Source organism: Anabaena sp. CCY 9402-a (assembly GCF_963920945.1).
In the GTDB taxonomy this organism is placed as follows: domain Bacteria; phylum Cyanobacteriota; class Cyanobacteriia; order Cyanobacteriales; family Nostocaceae; genus Trichormus; species Trichormus minutissimus.
In genome coordinates this window covers 1-14,212 of sequence record NZ_CAWUDL010000112.1, presented here as the reverse complement: position 1 = coordinate 14,212, position 14,212 = coordinate 1, and the positions used below count along the sequence as shown (strand labels likewise).

Genomic DNA, 14,212 nt, shown 5'->3' with positions numbered 1-14,212 from the left:
CCACTCACTTTTTTTATTCTTAATACTGCTTAATCCTTAACCGAGAAGTATTGCGGTCGGTCATAGCACTCAACAGAGGGAAAACTATACGAATTTTTACAACAAAAACCCCGGTTTCTTCAAGAAACCGGGGTTATCACCGTTTATACTTAACTACTCTCTACTCTCTCATTGCCCACTTACTTACTTTCAGTAAAGTCAGCGTCAATCACATCATCACCGCCATCAGAGGGAGGAGTAGCACCGCCATCTTGAGGTTCAGCACCAGGAGCAGCACCACCAGCTTGCTGATAGATGTTGCTACCAACTGCAAACAATGCTTGTTGTAATTCTGGTGTCAACTTCTTGATTTGTTCGTCGTCTTCCTTCGCAACGGCTTCCCGCACTTCTTTTACCAAACCTTCCACCTTTTCTTTATCAGCAGCTGGCACTTTATCGCCTAATTCTTGCAGCTGCTTCTCTGCTTGGTAAGCCAAGGAGTCGGCTTGGTTCTTGCGTTCAATTTTCTCCCGACGGTCTTTATCCGAAGACGCATTTTGTTCGGCTTCACGCACCATCCGGTCAACGTCGGTTTTATCTAAGGTGGAAGCACCAGTAATACTGATAGATTGTTCCTTACCAGTACCTTTGTCCTTCGCGGCGACGTTGAGGATACCGTTAGCGTCGATATCGAAGGTTACTTCAATTTGGGGAACACCACGAGGTGCGGGAGGAATACCATCCAGGCGGAAAGTTCCTAAACTCTTGTTATCGTTAGCAAATTCCCGTTCCCCTTGAAGGACGTGAATTTCTACATTAGTTTGACCATCAACAGCAGTCGAGAAGACTTCTGATTTTTTGGTAGGAATAGTAGTGTTACGAGGAATAATCTTGGTCATCACACCACCCAAGGTTTCTACACCCAAGGATAGTGGTGATACGTCTAACAACAAGATACCTGTCACATCACCAGCCAGAACACCTGCTTGAATAGCTGCACCAACTGCCACAACTTCATCAGGGTTAACAGTTTGATTGGGTTCTTTACCCAGTACCCGCTTGACCACATCCTGCACTGCGGGAATACGGGTCGAACCACCAACTAATACGACTTCATCAATATTGCTCTTGTTTAACTTGGCATCTCTGAGAGCATTTTCTACGGGGATGCGGCAACGGTCAATTAAGTCCGAGCAAAGTTCTTCAAATGTGGCACGAGTTAAAGTCGTATCCAGGTGTTTTGGTCCATCCTGGGTAGCGGTGATAAATGGGAGGTTGATTTCTGCTTGAGTAACGCTAGAAAGCTCAATTTTAGCTTTTTCTGCGGCTTCAGTCAGACGTTGTAAAGCTTGTTTGTCTTTGCGGAGGTCGATACCTTCGTCTTTTCTAAATTGTTCAGCTAAGTAATCAACGATTTTTTTATCGAAGTCGTCACCACCAAGGTGGGTATCACCAGAAGTAGACAATACTTCAAACACGCCATCGCCTACTTCCAGAACAGATACGTCGAATGTACCACCACCTAAGTCAAATACCAGGATGGTTTCGTTGCTCTTTCTGTCGAAGCCGTAAGCTAAGGAAGCGGCTGTAGGCTCGTTGATAATCCGCATGACTTCAATGCCAGCGATTTTACCAGCATCTTTGGTGGCTTGACGTTGGGAGTCATTGAAGTAGGCAGGAACGGTGATTACGGCTTGGGTGACAGTTTCGCCTAAATACTTACTAGCGTCTTCCACTAGTTTACGGAGAACCTTCGCAGAAATTTCTTCTGGTGCAAATTGTTTACCAGAAGAGTCTAGCTTGACGTTACCGCCACTGCTGAGAACCTTATAAGAAACTTCTGTGGCTTCATTAGTAACTTCATCAAAGCGACGACCAATAAAACGCTTTACAGAGTAGAAAGTGTTTTCTGGGTTCATCACTGCTTGGCGTTTGGCAATTTGTCCTACCAAAGTGTCGCCATTTTTAGCAAACGCTACTACTGAGGGGGTGGTGCGAAACCCTTCAGCGTTAGCAATAACCGTTGGTGTACCACCTTCCATTACTGCGACGCAGGAGTTAGTTGTACCTAAATCAATTCCAACTACTTTTGCCATTTTCGGTGCTGGCTCCGTATAACTACAAATGAATGAATGGGAATATAAGAGATTTAATCTTTGAACCAACTAGTTAAAAAAGCAGTTCATTCAGCATCGATAACCTTTTGGAGTTGTAAATCCAAGTTACGCTGATATATATACTGAGCTTGTGTAGCCAGTCCATGAAGGGTGGTTTCCCGAACAATGGATGGGACGGTTAATTTTAAAGTATGTTTCTAGTTGGTTCATCGATTAAACTGCTTTCACTCTGTCTAATTTATGAGAATTAATACTTTGAGTAATTAGGGTCAACCGTAAAGTTAATGTGGTGTTTGCCGTCTTTAGATGTAAATCACCCCATAATGAGGCAAGATAAACCAGTGTTTATACTAAGTAATCGGACTCAAAGGCAAAAAAATGGCAGGTCTGATAGAATACAGATCCCGTTTTAGCAGAAGTAGGGTAGTAGGTCATCAAATTTGAATTGAGGGGTAAGCAAGTTTGTAGTGTTCGCGTAGCGTCTGTCTACGACACGCTCCGCGTTTCCTACGGAACACTGCGTGAACGCGCAGCGTCCCGCAGGGAACGTAGAGAGGACTTTAGTCCTTAGAAAAATCAGGACTAAAGTCCTTACTACAAACAGTCAAAACTAACTTGATAGACCAGTAGGGTGATTTTGGTTTTGATTGATGCGGGTTTTACAGATTTGCAGCCCGATTTGCTCGACTGTTCCCCTGAGTTCGCCTGTAAAATCGCCATATTCACTGGTAATGATGGCTGGTTGTCCTAGCTTCACTTCCATATATTCCAAGTCAGCACTTGTCTGCGGCGTAGCTGCGCTTAGAGCATTAGCGGGGCGGGAGCATCATAGCGAATTGGTTTAACCCCCTCCCTGCATCTCTTCAATTTCAAACAAGCTAATTAATACTCCCGCCAAGGGAATGGATAAGAAAACTCCCACCAATCCTGCAATCTTAGCTCCTACTAATAAGGCAAAAAACATAAAGACTGGATTCATGTTAATTGAGCCTTGCATAATTCGCGGCATGAGTAAGTTTTCTTCTACTTGCTGGAGAAGGACACAACCGATTAATACTTTTAGGCTTACCCAAATTCCTTGAGGTAAAACAATGAGAGAAACTAGAGCAATTCCGATTGTAGCTCCAATGCCAGGAATTAAATCAAATACACCTGCGATCGCTGCCAAAAATAGTGCATAAGGTAATTGCAAAATAATGAATATAATAAATATTGAAACTCCAAAAAACAAAGATAATAATAAGCGTCCCCAAAAAAAACCTAAAAAATTTTGTTGAATTGCTACTGTTATTTTATCTCGCATATTTTCTGGAAAAATCTTCAAAATAAAACGCCAAACTCTTTGACCATCTAGCAACATAAAAAAAGCTACGACTGCTATCAAAATCAAATCTACGAAATTAAATAGTAAATTCGGTATATTCACCAAACCATTACCAATGAATGATAGTACCTGATTTCGGAGTTCATTTTCTATAGCTTTAAAATCGACTCGAAAATTTAAATTCGTCAAAAAAGTTTGTAATCTATCTAATATACTAATGGCAGAATCTAGAAATTTAGGTGCTTGATTTGCTAGTTCTTGACCTTGAGATAGAATTGCAAAACCCAGTGTGGCTACCAACCCTAATACAATAAGTAAACTGAGTAAAAAAACAATTATAACTGCAATACTATGTGGTAGAAAACGCTCAGACCACCGTACTGGATAACTCAACAAAAATGCGAGAATAGCTGCAAAAATAAAAATAACGATTACTGTGGCAAAATAGCTTAATACTTGAATAATTCCCCAACCCAATGCAAAAAGTAATACATAGCGTATTAGCTTGGTATTATTTAATTGATCCCAGATTCTTTTAATAGTTTTTTCATTCATATATAAATATTTAATATAATAAAATTTTATTTTTTAAATAAAGTTTACCAGAGACTAAAACAGACATTCATTTAACTCTGTCCAGTAAAAAACTACTATCGCCATCCTATTTGATTTGTGAGACTTACGAAACTCAGAACCCCGATTTTTTGGCTCTCAGGAATGATTTAGCATTGCTATATTACCTCAAGGCAGAAGCCGAAAGTTAACGGATTTTGGATTTTGGATTGACCCCGATGGGGTATGGGGCTTTGAGTTTTTGGATTTTCTTCAATCTAAAATGGGCATCGGTCAAAAGAATTGGATTCCGGGCTTTTGTGCCATTTGATATGGTATGTTTAATTCGATTTGTGTTTAGATTAGTTTAGCCGCCGTCGGTGCGCCGGAGGCTTTAAACGCCTGTGGAGAACTTAGAAGACCTGGATTAACCCAGGCGGAGATCGTTGAAGCAGGAATCGCCTGACTAGAAGTCATGCGAGGTTCAAATCCTGTATCCTGTTGTTTCTCAGGCGTGCTATGGATTTTGAAAGCAAAGCCACTGCCCAAACTGCTACAGTACATAAGCCATTGGTATTGTTGCGCGATACTGAAGCGTTCATCCGTCGCCCTACAGTCGCCACACTTGCGCCAATTTTGCCTCCAAAGGTAAGTAATAGTTTACAAGCAGCCTCAATTCTAGCTGAGGACTCTTTACAGGAACTCTCAAAAATTGACTTAGAAACAATTAGTGATGTTGAATTACAACCAGCAAGGATCTTTGTTGGTTTAAGCTTTGTTGGGTTTGGGGCTTTGATGATTTTGGTATTATTGCTTTATTGCAATACTTTACACCCAAAAATGAGTACGATTGAGCAGATTCACAAATACTGGTATCAATATATTTGGTTTGTCAGTTTGGGTGTAACGGGAATGTTTCTTCTGGGTCGCGAAGCTATGCGTTCTCAGCAATTGAAAATGCAAAAATCTAAAAAACCTTAAAACGTATGTCCATTCATACCACTCATACCACGCAGAGACTATCACGAATATTTGGGGAATGATTCTATCTAAAGGATGAAAACAAACTAACCCAAATAAGCTTTAATCTTTAGAGTCCTCACAATTTACACTATTTTTTGATAAGTTTAAGGTGGAGTATAGACATTTATTGTTTTCACTCCCAATTCCTTGATCAATAGCGAAGGAACAAGCTATGAATACTGTTGTCAAATATGATATTGAGGTTATCAAGGATGAAGCCCGTCAATTAGTCTCCAAAAAACTTCTTAACCGTCAACAGCCAATTTATACTCTCTGTAAATATATTCCAGACCGTGATTGGCCATTCTTTGAGCTAGAGTTAGAAAAAAATGAATTTTTGCTCAGAGATAGAATTATTGACTTGTTAAGTCATGAAAAATGGGAAGAAGACTGAAGCATTAAACCATGATCCCCATTAATAGCATCCTTGATAAATTCACTTTACAAAATTAACCACAAAATTAGAACCCTCGAATCGATTCGAGGGTTTAAGCATTTTATCTGAAGTTGAAGTGACAGGTGAAAGAAGGGAGATGGAAAGAGTATTTATTGACAGATTACTCAGGACTCAGGATTCAGCACTCATAACTCTTTGATCAGATTGTTGCTGATCAAAACTATAAGAGAAATTACTGACAAGGATATCAACTAAAGAACCAGGAGTTTCTCTGTAAAAGACTGGCATATCTTGCCAACAGTGGCGGCAAAACCAGTGAACTTGAGAATTACGGATATGCCGTAAAAGTAAACTAGAACAACAAGGACAGTTAGTCATAACTTTAAATCCTCTTATTAAAGATTGATTGGAATTAACGTAATTCAAAGGAAAAGAGTTTTTCATAAAATAAGTATTTCTATCTAGAGAATAATGAGGAAATATGAGTTTTGTGTGAGTAAAACAATAATCAGCAATACTTCGTAACTTTTGTACATTAAAATTGAAGTTTTCAATTAAGAGTTAGGGGACAGATAATAGGCGACAGGTGAGAGAAGACAAGAAAGTAGAGGAAGCAGGAGAAGATAGGGAGGAAAAACCCAACATCCTCACAAGAAACTCAAATTTTCTTCCTATAAATAGAGTTGTGAGATTTAGGGTTTTTTACTGACCGCGCCATTTCTTACCGATTGACTCAGGACTTTGAATTATGTTTAACAAAATTTTAGTCGCACTGAACAACAATGACATGGGGCGGCAGGTTTTTGACAACGCCCTATATTTAGCCACAGCAAATAATGCAGAATTGTTGTTGTTACACGTTATCTCAGCTTTTGATGATAATTATCTCAACGCTTCGGCTATGGACACACAAACTCACTATGGGACTTCTCAGACTCATGGTGTGGAATATTATGTAGGTCAATGGGAAAATTTAAAGCAAGAGGGAATTGAATTTTTAACACTGCTAAATAATCAAGCGATCGCTAAAAACATAACAGCAGATTTTACTCAAGAACTTGGCGAACCCAGCCGGATTATATGTGACATTAGCCGGAGTTGGAACGCTGACTTAATTGTTTTAGGTCGTCGGGGACTAAGTGGATTAAGTGAATTTTTCCTAGGTAGCGTTAGCAATTATGTATTACATCATGCGCCCTGTTCTGTGTTAACAGTCCAAGGTTTAACTTCTGTGACTCCTGATAATTTCGTCGCAACATCAGCAATGTGAGAGGTTAGGAATATGGGGTTAAATGAGTAATGAGTAATGAGTAATGAGTAATGAGTAATGAGTAAATACCCATTACTTATTACTCATTTGGTAGACTAAGGAAAATTGCTAGAGGAAGCGTTGATGGCAAAAACAACCGGGGTGAAAAATGAAACGGAAACATCTGTACAAGAATTGCCTGTAGTTTCAGAGATTGAAGAGACTGTGACAACAGAAGATACGCCTGAAACAGTGGAAGATGTGCAGGATGTACAGGATGTTCAAGATATCGATGAAATCTTAAACTCTCTTAAAGGCTTACTGAGTGCTTTAGAAAAGCTGCAAAAAGTTCGGCAAGACGTGGGCGATATCAAACCTTTGATTGGGCGAATGCTAGACGGTGAACTAGTTGCTGGTGAAGAACTGGATCAACTCAAAACAGGCGTAAACAGTCTATCTCGTCTGGTTCGCGCCTATAGCGACCATCAAACAGCACTGACTAAAGCGCAACCTGCGAGGAATTTGCTCGATCAAGTGTTGAAAGTGTGAGGGAGAGGTGATAGGTGACAGGTGACAGGTGATAGGTGACAGGTGATAGGTGACAGGTGACAGGGGAGAGAGGAACTCATCCCCAATTACGTTAGCGTAGCGGGGCGCAGCCCATTACGAATTACGAATTGCGTAACAGTCGCCATTGCTTTCCAGCCTAAAAATTTACCTATAGGTTCTGCCCGTTGAATTGCTATGCGGGTGAAACTGCCGCCTAGTTTTTCATACCATTTATATAAGGTTTGCTCACCTTCTATAGTGACGACATTAGCAACTAAAAGTCCGCCGGGGCGTAATGCTTGCCAACAAATGTCAAATAATCCATCGGCTGTGACTCCACCACCAATAAAGATAGCGTCTGGTTGGGGTAAGTCTTTCAGGGCTGATGGTGCTTTCCCCTCAACGATTTTTAGATTGGGAGTACCCAAAGCGGCGGCATTATCAGCAATATATTGCAGTCTAGTAGAATTTTGTTCAATAGCGATCGCCTGACATCTGGGATGAGTTCGCATCCATTCTATCGATATCGAACCACAACCCGCGCCTACATCCCAAAGTAATTGTCCTGGTGTGGGTGCGAGGGTTGAGAGAGTCACAGCCCTGACTTCCCGTTTTGTTAGCTGTCCATCGTGGTGATAAGCATCGTCTGGTAATCCTGGTAGCCTAGATAAAGGTATAATTCCAGCATCAGCAAGACAATATACTGCGATCGCATTTAAATCAGCAATTTCTCTTTCCTCCCAACCTGTGGCTGTCCCTGTGATTATCCTTTCATGAACGCCACCCATCCGTTCCAAAACAGTGATTTGACTGCTACCAAAACCGCGCTGTCTCAGAATTTCCGCCACAACCCCTGGCGTATCTTTCCCTGCACTCAAAATTAACAACCGCGCACCAGGATAGATATAAGACTGAAGCAAAGCCGGCGGACGACCGCATAAACTCAAAGTTTCCACCTCAGTTAAAGACCATCCCAACCTGGAACAAGCGAGACTAAAAGCTGAAGGTGCAGGGATAATAGTCATTTCCGAAATGGGAATGTGTCGTATCAAAGTAGCACCCACCCCATAACACATAGGATCACCACTGGCTAATACACACACCGACCTACCCCGACGCTGAATAATTGCATCTATAGAACCACCAATAGGAGAAGACCAAGATATTTTCTCCCGTGTATCATCAGTAGGTAACATAGCCAAATGGCGATCGCCTCCCACAATTATCTCAGCTTCAGCCACCAGAGAACAAGCGATCGCACCCAATCCCGCCAACCCATCCTCACCAACACCTATAATAGACAGCCACTTCCCCCTCATAACCTCCTGCGTACCTCCGCGTTAACCTCTGCGATCCTCTGCGTTCCCCACCTTTCTCAAAACTTAAGTATTCAACAACACTATCAAACATAAATGTTGAAATTTAACTATAAATTTCCTGAAGAGTACCTAAATTAGTGTCAAATGAAATTAATTATACCTACTTAAGTAGTAGAGGACATAGATCATGCACTTACAAAACTTTATCAATCAAATATGCAAAACCATCGTTTTTACTTCCCTACCCCTAACATTTGTAGCTGTGATGCCCACCGCAGCGCAAGCAGCCAACTTCAGCAGCATATACGCTTTTGGTGATAGTCTTACCGATACAGGCAACTCCTCCGCAATCATACCAGGCCTTCCTCCCAGTCAGGTTGGTTACTTTAATGGGCGATTTTCTAACGGCCCCATCTGGTTAGATCAACTAGCATCGAAATTAGGATTACCCTTACCTCCAGTATCTCAACTTGCCGGCGGGAATAGCCCTACAGGTATTAACTTTGCTGTGAATAGTGCTACCACTGGTGATCAAAACACTTTTCCGATTCCTGGACTCCCTGGATACGTAGGATTAACACAACAAATTACTCAATTTATACAAGCGAATCCCATTGCTGATTCACAAGCACTTTATATCTTATGGGCTGGTGCAAACGATTACGTAGGTGCTGGAGTGACAAATCCCAACCAGCCAGTTGCTAATTTAGTTGGTGCGGTTGATACACTTTATAATTTTGGCGCACGCAATTTTTTAGTTGTTAATTTACCACTTTTGGGCAGCACACCAATTGCTACCAGTCAAGGTCAAGTAGTTTCTGAGGGACTGAATCAATTAAGTTTGGGACATAATTTCTTATTTTCTCAAGCTTTTGGGCAATCTAATCCTAACCAGCCTGGAATTAAGCTCAAAACATTGGATGCAGGTTCTATATTTCAACAAGCCATTATTACACCATCAAAGTTTAATTTGACAAATGTCAAAGATCCTTGCTTAATGAACTCTCCTCTATTTGCTAATCCTTCCTCACCACCACCCGAAATTTGTGACAATCCAGATGAGTATCTATTTTGGGATGCCCTACATCCTACCAGTGCTGCACATAAATTTATTGGCAACCTAGCTTATAAAACATTAGTTCCTGAGCCATCCATGATCTTATCTCAACTAGCAGTTGGTGCTGTTTTAGGATCTATAGCAGTTCGTAAGGGCAAACAAAGAAAAAATCAAGCCTCAGTAAAAAAACATCCATCTACAGAGTTGTCAGGTTAATCAAAATAATATGAAGCATTCAATTTTCTGAATGCCTGATCATGTTAAATTACTAAAACTTGAAGTTGGGAAACTCTGGTGAGATTCCGGGACTGTGCCGCAGCTGTAATAAAACAAAAAAGTTTTTGAGTCAGAATGCCAACTTCAAGAGATCGTCCGTCGTCTACTCCCTGCGTCGCACAGGGAAGGAGTTGGAGTTTTGCTGTCTGGTTCTACCCCTTGCCCTGGTTTATTTTATGCCACACCTGCCCAAGATGGAATCTTATCGCGCATCAGAATACCAGGGGGCATAATTAATAGTAAACAATGTCAGGCGATCGCAGATATCGCCGACAAATACGGCGGTGGCTACATAGACGTAACTAACCGCGCCAACCTGCAAATCCGAGAAATTCGCCAGGGGATAAAACCTGAAGTCCTCCAACAACTCCAGAACTTAGGATTAGGTTCTAACAACAGTGGTGTAGACCAAATCCGCAATATTATGACCAGTCCCACAGCTGGTATTGACCCTCAAGAACTCATTGATACCCGTCCCTTCGTCCAAAACTGGGACAACTACATTACCCAACATTCCACCTTATCAGGACTATCCGCAAAATTTAGCGTCTGTTTTGATGGTGGTGGTTTAGTTTCCGTTGGCGATCGCCCCAACGATATCACATTGAGCGCGGTAGCAATAGACAATAAAACCTACTTCCGCCTCTATCTCAGTGCAGGCGCAAAAGGCAAACCCCCCACCGACACCGGGATCTTAATATTACCAGAGCAATCCCTATCAGTCCTAGCCACCTTAACAGATATCTATCTAACTCACTCTCATCCTCTCTGCGCCTCTGCGCCTCTGCGTGAGAAAATCAATCCCCATACTCAACGTAAACCAAGACTCAGAGAAGTAATTAATCACCTGGGTTTAGATAATTATCTCCAACAAGTCCAGCAGCAATTATCATTTCCGTTGAGGAGAAGAAACCTAACCCCCCTACCCCCTTCCCTAGTAGGGAAGGGGGAGAAAGAGAAAAGTTTCTCCCTTGTAGGGGAGAGGTCAAACAACCAATATCACCACATCGGTATCCATTCTCAACGCCAACCAGGGTTATATTACATCGGCATAGTATTACCCCTAGGCCGCTTAGAAACGCAGCAACTACGAGGTTTAGCCGACTTATCCGAAAAATACAGTAATGGAACACTCCGACTTACCCCCTGGCAGAATGTACTACTAACAGACATTCCCCAACACAGACTGACTGAGGTTCAAAGAGAAATCACTGATTTAAAATTAGATGCCTCACCAACTAACATTAAAAGTGCCTTAGTAGCTTGTTCTGGTAATCAGGGGTGTGCAGCTGCGGCGACAGATACCAAAACTCACGCCTTAGTATTAGCAGACTATCTCCAATCCCGCGTCAACTTAGAACATCCCGTCAATATCCACCTGAGCGGCTGTGAAAAATCCTGCGCCCAGCATGGTAAAAGTGATATTGCTTTACTCGGTGTTAGTGAGGAACGCTATCAAGTCTATGTGGGAGACAGTAACCAAAAATTTGGACGTGAACTCTATGATGATGTAAGCTTTACCGACTTACCCGCCCTCATGGAGCAGATGTTAAATGTGTATAAAAACAAACGCTTAAATCCCGCCGAATCTTTTGGGGAATTTGCCAACCGCTACCCACCCGCCCAACTACAACAGTTATTTTCTCATCCGAACTCCATGCCTGAATACATCCGCGATGCCAATGAAATCTACCGTAATTCCTTCGCCATCATTCGTTCGGAAGCCAATCTAGATATACTACCCGCAGATGTAGCTAAAGTTGCAGTGCGTCTCATCCATGCCTGTGGAATGACGGATATCGTCACAGACCTAGGATATTCAGCAACGGCAGTACAGTCAGCCAGGGCAACACTAGCAGCAGGCGCACCGATTTTGTGTGATTGTCGCATGGTAGCTGACGGAGTGACAAGGAAACGCTTATCTGCCAATAACCAAGTTATCTGCACCCTCAATGAGCCAGAAGTCCCAGAATTAGCGAAAAAGTTAGGTAATACTAGGTCGGCGGCGGCTTTGGAATTATGGCAACCTTATCTAGAGGGGGCAGTTGTCGCCATTGGTAACGCACCCACAGCATTATTTAGATTACTGGAAATGCTAGATCAAGGATGTCCCAAACCTGCGGTAATTTTAGGTTTTCCCGTGGGGTTTGTGGGAGCAGCCGAATCAAAAGCCGCACTGGCAGCAGATAGCCGCAATGTACCATTTTTAACTTTACATGGTCGGCGCGGTGGCAGTGCGATCGCCGCAGCCGCAGTTAACGCCCTCGCAACGGAGGCAGAATAATTATGACAGCTAAAGGTCGTCTCTATGGAGTTGGTGTAGGGCCAGGAGATCCAGAACTATTGACCCTGAAAGCCTTGCGGCTATTGCGTGCTGCACCCGTGATTGCCTATCAGTCAGCCACAGATAAAGAGAGTATAGCGCGAGCGATCGTTTCTCAATATCTCACAGGCGAACAAATCGAAGTAGCCTATCACCTCCCCCGCGCCTTAGAACCAGAAAAAGCCCAGGAAATTTACGACCAAGAAGTTGCACCCATCGCCGCACATCTAGCAGCCGGAAGGGATGTAGTAGTAGTGTGTGAAGGCGACCCGTTTTTTTACGGCTCATTTATGTATGTATTTACACGCCTATCTGAACACTACCAAACGGAAGTCGTCCCCGGAGTATCTTCATTAATGGCGTGTGCTGTGTCCTTGGGTGTACCGTTCACCTACTACAACGATGTTCTCACAGTTTTACCTGCACCCCTCCCAGCCGAAGAACTCACCACAAAATTGCTGACAACTGATGCAGCAGCCATTATGAAACTCGGTCGCCACTTTACAAAGGTGCGAGATATCCTGTATAAATTAGGATTAGCATCACGGGCGTTATATATTGAACGGGCAACAACAGCACACCAAAGGATTGTACCCATAGATGAGGTTGATCCGGCTGAAGTACCTTACTTTGCCATGATTGTTATACCTAGTAAGAGTCGGTTATAGAAGTTTGGTAAAAATGGATTTCTACAGCCTATTTGATCAACTCATACCAGCTAAAAATATTTAGTATTTTTGTACTATGTAATAGCAATTATTGGTTAATATAGTATGTAGACGCGCTAATATGAGATTTATTTGCTATGTTAGTGAGCTTGATTCAGTTTGCGGGTCTGACCTATGATTAATTGTCTAGACGTGGCTCGCTACTTTATTGTGAGAGCCTACGAAGATGGTATCGAAGCAGAAATGACAAATATGAAAGTTCAAAAGCTTCTGTACTATTCACAAAGCTTGCATTTAGCCTTGTATAATCAGCCATTGTTTGATGAAGAAATTCAAGCATGGCGATACGGGCCTGTGTGTCCTCCTGCTTACGGGTTTTACAGTGAATTTGAAGCACAACAATTACCTATACCTGGACAAAAATTTCTATCACAGATTCCTGATGAGCAGAAAGAGGTTTTAGAAGAAATCTGGGAATATTTTGGTGGCTATCATGCTTACCGACTCAGTAATATGACTCATTTAGAGTTTCCGTGGATAAAAGCACGCAAGGGTTTATCTTCAGATGCTAGTTCAACTCAGCCAATTTTGCTGGAAGATATGAAGGCATTAGGTTATCAAAAGCTTGATTTAATAGAGCGTGAAAATCCTGCTTATGAGCCTATAATGTCTAAAGTGTTGGAAGACAGTTGTAATTCAGAATCCTCAACTCGTATTGCTAAAGGAGAAGTCCGTGACTGGCTCAACTCCCTTCTCGATTGAGAAATCTGATAATTTTCAGCGTTCTTTTAAAAAACTTGCAAAGTTTCATGGAAATGGTTTTGTTGAATTAGTCGCCCAGGTTTTGGAAGATTTGCTAGAAGACCCCTATCCCTACAACTCCCGTCAAGAACCTTTACCGGGAAAGATTCGACTACCTGAAGAATGGACATTTCATAAGTTGGAACTGAGATTTTCCAAGGGAGCTTCAGGACAAATTAGATTGATGTATTTGGTTAATGCTACTACCTCTACAATCAAGCTTGTTTGGATTTATGGGAGCATCCACTTTTGGAAGAAATACCGGGCGATTGGAAATCGCGGCTATACAAACAAAACCCGCCTGCGCGGGTTTCAGAGAGTCCGCGCAGGCGGACTTCGTTATGTGTAGCCCCAGACTTCTAGTCTGTTCGCGTAGCGTGCGCCTTAGCGCAGGGCTGCCGAAACAGGATGCTCCCGGATTTATAGTCATGAGCAGTTTACAAAACGTCCTGTCGATGCAGATTTGAAGAGTGTTATTCAAGAAATACTAGACTGCTAGCACAAGATGATATTTGTTCATCAGTAGACCTATCTTTAAAATAAATTTTATAGGAAAATAAACAGAGAAGATAAAAAAG

The 14,212-nt window shown here is 42.1% G+C and carries 14 protein-coding genes, 1 pseudogene and 1 riboswitch; of the genes and pseudogenes, 10 read left to right on the top strand and 5 right to left on the bottom strand.

The genetic code is table 11. The features are described 5' to 3' along the window. Positions 1 to 179: 179 nt before the first annotated feature. The 3 genes from dnaK to ACM0OR_RS26125 all read right to left on the bottom strand — a co-directional run bounded on the left by dnaK (position 180) and on the right by ACM0OR_RS26125 (position 3,975). A complete protein-coding gene (dnaK, locus tag ACM0OR_RS26135; RefSeq protein ID WP_190700868.1) occupies positions 180 to 2,075 on the bottom strand; it encodes a molecular chaperone DnaK in 1,896 nt (631 codons plus the stop codon). Between the two features lie 631 nt (positions 2,076 to 2,706). Then, positions 2,707 to 2,859 carry a hypothetical protein gene (locus ACM0OR_RS26130; RefSeq protein ID WP_323265864.1) on the bottom strand — a complete coding sequence of 51 codons (153 nt, stop codon included), beginning with the start codon at positions 2,857 to 2,859 and terminating at the stop codon, positions 2,707 to 2,709. A gap of 78 nt (positions 2,860 to 2,937) precedes the next feature. Continuing rightward, positions 2,938 to 3,975: an AI-2E family transporter gene (locus ACM0OR_RS26125; protein ID WP_414579354.1), complete on the bottom strand. Its 1,038-nt coding sequence runs from the start codon at positions 3,973 to 3,975 to the stop codon at positions 2,938 to 2,940. A gap of 516 nt (positions 3,976 to 4,491) precedes the next feature. On the opposite strand from ACM0OR_RS26125, the gene ACM0OR_RS26120 reads away from it, so the two are divergent. Both ACM0OR_RS26120 and ACM0OR_RS26115 read left to right on the top strand, forming a co-directional pair. Further along, on the top strand, positions 4,492 to 4,953 hold the full coding sequence (locus ACM0OR_RS26120; RefSeq protein ID WP_414579353.1) for a hypothetical protein: 462 nt from the start codon (positions 4,492 to 4,494) through the stop codon (positions 4,951 to 4,953). Between the two features lie 214 nt (positions 4,954 to 5,167). Continuing rightward, positions 5,168 to 5,389, top strand: coding sequence for a DUF4327 family protein (locus ACM0OR_RS26115; protein WP_190700857.1), 222 nt, complete (start codon positions 5,168 to 5,170; stop codon positions 5,387 to 5,389). Positions 5,390 to 5,563: 174 nt separating this feature from the next. Here the strand turns inward: ACM0OR_RS26115 and ACM0OR_RS26110 are convergent, their stop codons facing one another. Continuing rightward, positions 5,564 to 5,770 carry a hypothetical protein gene (locus ACM0OR_RS26110; RefSeq protein WP_190701288.1) on the bottom strand — a complete coding sequence of 69 codons (207 nt, stop codon included), beginning with the start codon at positions 5,768 to 5,770 and terminating at the stop codon, positions 5,564 to 5,566. Positions 5,771 to 6,140: 370 nt separating this feature from the next. On the opposite strand from ACM0OR_RS26110, the gene ACM0OR_RS26105 reads away from it, so the two are divergent. Beyond that, the gene (locus ACM0OR_RS26105; protein ID WP_414579352.1) at positions 6,141 to 6,662 is read left to right on the top strand and encodes a universal stress protein; all 522 of its coding nucleotides are present in this window, start codon (positions 6,141 to 6,143) and stop codon (positions 6,660 to 6,662) included. A gap of 123 nt (positions 6,663 to 6,785) precedes the next feature. Beyond that, positions 6,786 to 7,190 carry a hypothetical protein gene (locus tag ACM0OR_RS26100; protein ID WP_414579351.1) on the top strand — a complete coding sequence of 135 codons (405 nt, stop codon included), beginning with the start codon at positions 6,786 to 6,788 and terminating at the stop codon, positions 7,188 to 7,190. 86 nt (positions 7,191 to 7,276) lie between these two features. Here the strand turns inward: ACM0OR_RS26100 and cbiE are convergent, their stop codons facing one another. Then, the gene (gene cbiE, locus ACM0OR_RS26095) at positions 7,277 to 8,509 is read right to left on the bottom strand and encodes a precorrin-6y C5,15-methyltransferase (decarboxylating) subunit CbiE (RefSeq protein WP_414579350.1); all 1,233 of its coding nucleotides are present in this window, start codon (positions 8,507 to 8,509) and stop codon (positions 7,277 to 7,279) included. A 187-nt stretch (positions 8,510 to 8,696) separates the two neighbouring features. Here cbiE and ACM0OR_RS26090 point away from each other — a divergent pair, with 187 nt between their 5' ends. The 6 genes and pseudogenes from ACM0OR_RS26090 (at position 8,697) to ACM0OR_RS26065 (ending at position 13,983) form a co-directional block, all read left to right on the top strand. After that, the gene (locus tag ACM0OR_RS26090; protein WP_414579349.1) at positions 8,697 to 9,782 is read left to right on the top strand and encodes an SGNH/GDSL hydrolase family protein; all 1,086 of its coding nucleotides are present in this window, start codon (positions 8,697 to 8,699) and stop codon (positions 9,780 to 9,782) included. A 24-nt stretch (positions 9,783 to 9,806) separates the two neighbouring features. Continuing rightward, a riboswitch (cobalamin riboswitch) is annotated at positions 9,807 to 9,944 on the top strand. Positions 9,945 to 9,981: 37 nt separating this feature from the next. Next, positions 9,982 to 11,349, top strand: a pseudogene (gene cobG / locus ACM0OR_RS26085) (precorrin-3B synthase); the annotation flags it as partial. A gap of 150 nt (positions 11,350 to 11,499) precedes the next feature. Next, on the top strand, positions 11,500 to 12,126 hold the full coding sequence (locus tag ACM0OR_RS26080; protein WP_414579355.1) for a precorrin-8X methylmutase: 627 nt from the start codon (positions 11,500 to 11,502) through the stop codon (positions 12,124 to 12,126). Positions 12,127 to 12,128: 2 nt separating this feature from the next. Further along, positions 12,129 to 12,833, top strand: coding sequence for a precorrin-2 C(20)-methyltransferase (locus tag ACM0OR_RS26075; RefSeq protein WP_323265858.1), 705 nt, complete (start codon positions 12,129 to 12,131; stop codon positions 12,831 to 12,833). 174 nt (positions 12,834 to 13,007) lie between these two features. Continuing rightward, entirely contained in the window at positions 13,008 to 13,595 is a 588-nt protein-coding gene (locus tag ACM0OR_RS26070; protein WP_414579348.1) for a Panacea domain-containing protein, read from the top strand. Continuing rightward, the gene (locus tag ACM0OR_RS26065; RefSeq protein ID WP_414579347.1) at positions 13,567 to 13,983 is read left to right on the top strand and encodes a hypothetical protein; all 417 of its coding nucleotides are present in this window, start codon (positions 13,567 to 13,569) and stop codon (positions 13,981 to 13,983) included. The genes ACM0OR_RS26070 and ACM0OR_RS26065 overlap by 29 nt, the downstream gene beginning before the upstream one ends. Positions 13,984 to 14,212: the final 229 nt, after the last annotated feature.

Excerpts from the sequence above, each read along its gene's own strand:
- ACM0OR_RS26080 (WP_414579355.1), top strand. The coding sequence starts at position 11,500 with ATGCCTGAATACATCCGCGATGCCAATGAAATCTACCGTAATTCCTTC.
- ACM0OR_RS26070 (WP_414579348.1), top strand. The coding sequence starts at position 13,008 with ATGATTAATTGTCTAGACGTGGCTCGCTACTTTATTGTGAGAGCCTAC.
- ACM0OR_RS26130 (WP_323265864.1), bottom strand. The coding sequence starts at position 2,859 with ATGGAAGTGAAGCTAGGACAACCAGCCATCATTACCAGTGAATATGGC.
- ACM0OR_RS26105 (WP_414579352.1), top strand. The coding sequence starts at position 6,141 with ATGTTTAACAAAATTTTAGTCGCACTGAACAACAATGACATGGGGCGG.
- ACM0OR_RS26090 (WP_414579349.1), top strand. The coding sequence starts at position 8,697 with ATGCACTTACAAAACTTTATCAATCAAATATGCAAAACCATCGTTTTT.
- cbiE (WP_414579350.1), bottom strand. The coding sequence starts at position 8,509 with ATGAGGGGGAAGTGGCTGTCTATTATAGGTGTTGGTGAGGATGGGTTG.
- dnaK (WP_190700868.1), bottom strand. The coding sequence starts at position 2,075 with ATGGCAAAAGTAGTTGGAATTGATTTAGGTACAACTAACTCCTGCGTC.
- ACM0OR_RS26120 (WP_414579353.1), top strand. The coding sequence starts at position 4,492 with ATGGATTTTGAAAGCAAAGCCACTGCCCAAACTGCTACAGTACATAAG.
- ACM0OR_RS26125 (WP_414579354.1), bottom strand. The coding sequence starts at position 3,975 with ATGAATGAAAAAACTATTAAAAGAATCTGGGATCAATTAAATAATACC.
- ACM0OR_RS26100 (WP_414579351.1), top strand. The coding sequence starts at position 6,786 with ATGGCAAAAACAACCGGGGTGAAAAATGAAACGGAAACATCTGTACAA.
- ACM0OR_RS26075 (WP_323265858.1), top strand. The coding sequence starts at position 12,129 with ATGACAGCTAAAGGTCGTCTCTATGGAGTTGGTGTAGGGCCAGGAGAT.
- ACM0OR_RS26110 (WP_190701288.1), bottom strand. The coding sequence starts at position 5,770 with ATGACTAACTGTCCTTGTTGTTCTAGTTTACTTTTACGGCATATCCGT.
- ACM0OR_RS26115 (WP_190700857.1), top strand. The coding sequence starts at position 5,168 with ATGAATACTGTTGTCAAATATGATATTGAGGTTATCAAGGATGAAGCC.